4 protein-coding genes and 1 pseudogene are annotated in these 4500 nt (G+C 71.9%); 4 read left to right on the plus strand and 1 reads right to left on the minus strand.

Annotated features, from left to right (window positions below):
• Window positions 1-444: pseudogene (locus tag VIB55_RS06835) on the minus strand (hypothetical protein); the annotation flags it as partial.
• Between the two features lie 192 nt (window positions 445-636).
• Here VIB55_RS06835 and VIB55_RS06840 point away from each other — a divergent pair.
• From VIB55_RS06840 to VIB55_RS06855, 4 genes are all read left to right on the plus strand, one after another.
• Entirely contained in the window at window positions 637-1416 is a 780-nt protein-coding gene (locus tag VIB55_RS06840; protein ID WP_331875924.1) for a L,D-transpeptidase, read from the plus strand.
• A 157-nt stretch (window positions 1417-1573) separates the two neighbouring features.
• Complete coding sequence (locus VIB55_RS06845; protein WP_331875925.1) at window positions 1574-2194, plus strand: hypothetical protein; 621 nt, start codon at window positions 1574-1576, stop codon at window positions 2192-2194.
• 228 nt (window positions 2195-2422) lie between these two features.
• Window positions 2423-3130, plus strand: coding sequence for a response regulator transcription factor (locus VIB55_RS06850; RefSeq protein WP_331875926.1), 708 nt, complete (start codon window positions 2423-2425; stop codon window positions 3128-3130).
• Window positions 3131-3833: 703 nt separating this feature from the next.
• Window positions 3834-4500: HAMP domain-containing protein (locus VIB55_RS06855; RefSeq protein ID WP_331875927.1), on the plus strand; the 667-nt coding region annotated here is incomplete at its 3' end.

Raw genomic sequence — 4500 nt, forward strand, 5'->3', positions numbered from 1 at the left:
CAGCAGCCCCACGGCCACCGCCACGCCGGGGGTGCTCACCCGCCGCGCCCACAGGTACGAAAGCGCCACCGCCAAGACGGAGAACAGCAGCACCATCACCTTCATCCCCACCCACGAGGTGACGCCCACCATCCGCCCTGCCGCGAGGATCAGCGGCCACCCCGGCGGGTACTGCACGTGGGGACGCATGGCCGGGTCCCACAGCTCCTGGTAGGTGCCGCGCTCCACGAGCGACCGCGCGAGCGCCGCGTACGCCGCGTTGTCGCCGCCGGTGTGGGGCGTGGGGTCGAACGCCAGTCCCGCCAGCAGCAGGTGGAGCGCCGCCAGCCCGGCGGCCACGTGCCACGGGCGGAGCCGCTCCGTCCAGCGCGGGGCGGGCGGGGGCGCGGGGGCCTGCGCCTTCTTCTGTGCGGCGGGACGGGCGCGGGGGAGAGGGCGGCTCACGAGGGCGCGTATGGGCAGGGGGTGCGGAGAAGCGGCATCAAGGTAGCCGGTCAGCCTCACCCGGACAACGCGCCCTTCACCGGTGCGGCGGCGGGCTGAATCCCGCCGCCGGTCGCGGCCGTAGACCCGTGGACGCGACCGTTGTTATCTTTTCTCGTGGCACACCGACGTTCCCCTCAGCTCCATCCGCACGTGAAACCTGGAACCCTGGCTGCGGTGCTGGCCCTGCTGCTCGCGGCCGTGCACCCGGCGGCGGCGCAGCTGCGCATCGACATCAACATTCCCGAGAACCGCCTGCGAGTGGTGGAGGGCGACAGCGTGCTGCGCACCTACCGCGTGTCGGTGGGGCTGCCCGGCCACGACACGCCCGATGGCGAGTTCACCATCGGACGGGCGGAATGGAACCCTTCGTGGCGCCCGCCGGACCGCGAGTGGGCGCGCGACGACCGGTTCACGCCGCCGGGGCCCAACAACCCCATGGGCCGCGTGAAGCTGTTCTTTGCGCCGTACTACTACATCCACGGCACTCCCGACACCGCCAACATCGGCCAGGCGGCCTCGCACGGGTGCGTGCGGATGCGCAACCGCGACGTGATCGAGCTCGCGCGGTTCCTTCACACCCGCGCGCAACCCACGGTGGCGCCGGCGGAGATCGACGGGATCTTGCGCCGCTCCGGCACCACGCGCTGGTCCACCTTCCGCGCGCCGGTGCCGCTGACGATACGCTACGAGCCCATCGTGGTGCAGGGCGGGGAACTACGCGTGTTCCCGGACGTGTACGACCGCAGCCGCATCCACACCGAAGCCGTCATCCAGGCGCTGCTCGCGGCGGGGTACGACGGCGCGTCCATCGATCGGGGGCAGATCCGCGCCGTGCTGCAACGGGCCCGCGCCGCCGAGAGCACCTATACCATCCAACTGGCCGAAGCCTTTTCCGGACTCCGCCGGCGCGAAGACGCCGCGCGGGAGTAGCGGACCGGCTCCACCGATCGTTCGGCCTCGTTCCCCACCACGACCGCCCGCGGCACTTTGCCGCGGGCGGATCGTGTTTTGCGCCGGAAACTTGACACCGAACGGATTTCGCCCGTACGTTCGGCGCGTTTCCCACTGAACCCCGTCCATTTCGCCGATGCCCTCACCCGCGCTGGACTCCGAGGCGCGCGAGCGCCTGCGCGCCGACCTCGAGGCGCTCGATTGCGTGCGCCGCGCCGTGGTGGATGCCGATCCGCTTCGCGTGTACATCGTCTGCGACCGCGCCGAGTCGCCCACCGACATGCTGGTGTCGTCGGTGCTCGCGAGGACCGGGATCAGCGCGGCCGACGCCGAGGTGCACCTGGCCTACCTGACGCCGCCGGAGCAGCGCCAGCGCGTGCGTTTCGTGGCGGCTCGCATGACGACGCCGCGGTCCGGCCGGGCAGCCGCGGAGGTGGAGCTGGAATGGGGAGCCCAGTCGTATGCCGAAAGGGCGGAAGGCGAGGCGAGTCCCCCGCTGGAGCTGCGCCTGGCCGCCACCGCCACCCTCAAGGCGCTGGAGGGAATCCTCCGGGAACGCGTACGGTTTTCGCTCCTGGGCATCAAGAGCTTCCGCGTGTTCGACACGGACGTCGTGGTGGTGCTGATGCGCACCGACCAGGGCGCTCCGCTGGTGGGTGCCGCGCTGGCCAGCGGCGACCCGCACCGGGCCGCGGCGCTCGCCGTGCTGAACGCCACCAACCGCGTGCTGGGCAACTACCTGGCTCACAGCCAGTAGGACGCGCAGGAGCGCCGGGCAATCGTCCGCCCCCGCCGCTGTTTCCCCGCGGAGCAAGGATCGTTACCCCGCCGTTACACCCGGGCCGTACACTCCCCCGGAACCGTGACGCGATCCCTGCTTCCGATGAGGAGTGGCATCTTGCCGAGCACTTCCGGCCATCCGCATTCTTCCAGCGTGTTCACCGGCGTGATCGGCGCCGGGCGTAGCCAGCCTGCCGAGCGCGTGATGCGAATGCCCGCACACATCCTGGTGGTAGACGACGAGCCAGACATCTCGGCGCTCGTGGCGTATCACCTTGCGCGCGAGTCGTACCGCGTGCGCACGGCGGCCAGCGGGCCCGAGGCGCTTCACGCGTCCGAGGTGGAGCGGCCGGACCTGGTGGTGCTGGACCTGATGCTTCCGGGGATGTCGGGGCTGGCGGTGCTGGAGGAGCTGCGCCGCCGTCCCGAGACGCAGGAGATTCCCGTGATCCTGCTCACCGCCCGCAAGGAGGAGCAGGACCGCATCGCGGGGTTGCGGCTGGGCGCCGACGACTACGTGTCGAAGCCCTTTTCGCCGCAGGAGCTGATCCTGCGCGTGGCGGCGGTGCTGCGGCGGGTGCAGCAGGCGCCCCCCGCGACGACGGGGGGCAAGGTGGTGCGCGTGGGTCCGTTCGCGATCGACGAGGGCGCGGCGCAGGCGCAGGTGGATGGGCGCGAGCTGGACCTGACACCTACCGAGTACCGCCTGCTGCTGATCCTGATGGAGCGCCGGGGCCGCGTGCAGAGCCGCCGGCAGCTGCTGGAGGCGGTGTGGGAGGTCACCGCGAACATTGCCACGCGCACGGTAGACATGCACGTGCAGCGGCTGCGCAGCAAGCTGGGCGACCAGGCCGACTGGATCGAAACGGTGCGCGGCTTCGGCTACCGGTTCCGCACCGATCCGCCGCAGTAGCGCCGGGCGCTGACGCCGAACGAGCCGATCGATAGATTCATCGCTGCGCCGGACGATCCGGGGCAGCGATTCTGTTGACGGCACGGCCGCGTCACAGCCCTGTCATCCTGAGCCCCAGGCGCGCAGGACCGGCCCGCAAACAAGGCCACGCGGGGCGAAGGATCCAGCCGCGGTTGCCTCTCAGCCCGGGCGCGCCAGCGGTCACTAAGGGCGAGGCCTCGGCTGCCGTGGGGCCCTCACCCGGCCGCGCTGAGACGCGTGCCACCCTCTCCCACAAACAGCGTGGGAGAGGGGGTACACTTCGGGTTTTGGTGCGTCGGCCGGGACTTAGCAGAGGCCCGGCCCCGCGGGGGCGACTGAAGTCGCGGCAACAACGGCCCAAAGTCCGCCTTCGCGGACTGCGAGCGCAGTCGAGTGCGCGGGGCCAGCCGAAGCGCGTTTCAGGTCTCCCCCTCCCCTGCGAAGCGGGGGACGGGGGCTGGGGGGAGGGGGCTCCATCAGCATGAGCCATCGCCGGTCGACCCTCGATCGAAGTCTCCCCTCTCCCGTCGCAGTTTGCCGGGCGAAGGGGCCCGGGGGAGGGCCAACCCGAGGCATTCGCCCCTCCCAGCCTCACCTCACCGGAAGTTCTCCCCCTGTCCCGCGCAGTTTGCGGGGGAGGGGCCGGGGGGAGGGGGAACCATTCTCACAACCGCTCGCCGTCATGCGGCTTCGCGTAGACCAGAAGCTGTTCCTTACCTACCTCGTGGTGATCGCCATGGTGGTGGTGGCGCTCACGCTGGGGGTGGGCGCCCTGCTGCGCCGCCAGCTCACGGGGCTGATGGCCACCGACGTACAGCGCGAGCTGGCCTTGGCCACGTCGCTGTACGACGTGCGCCGCTCCGCGCCCCCCGACGCCGTGGCCGACTGGCTGGGCGCGCTTTCCGGGCGCCGCGTTACGCTGATCGGCCCGGACGGCGGCGTGCTGGGCGACTCGGAGCTGCCGGCGGACAGCGCGCAGCACCTGGAGAACCACGCGTCCCGCCCCGAGGTGCGCACGGCGCTGGCCGGCGGGGTGGGGCGCGCGGTGCGGATGAGCAGGTCCGTCCGTATCGACCACCTGTACCTGGCGCGCCGCACGCCCGATGGCCGCGTGCTGCGCCTGGCGGTGCCGCTGCACGAGGTGCGGCGCATGGTGGTGCGGGTGCAGCGCGGCATCTTCAGCGTGGGCATGCTGGCGCTGGCGCTCACCGGCGTGCTCTCGTTCGGCTTCAGCCGGGCGGTGACGCACCGGCTGCGGCGGATGGCCGGCGTCGCACGGGCGATGGCGGGTGGCGACCTGGCGCTCCGCGCGCGCAGCGGCGAGCAGGACGAGCTGGGCGCCATGGCCG

This window comes from Longimicrobium sp., assembly GCF_036554565.1.
Classification (GTDB): domain Bacteria; phylum Gemmatimonadota; class Gemmatimonadetes; order Longimicrobiales; family Longimicrobiaceae; genus Longimicrobium.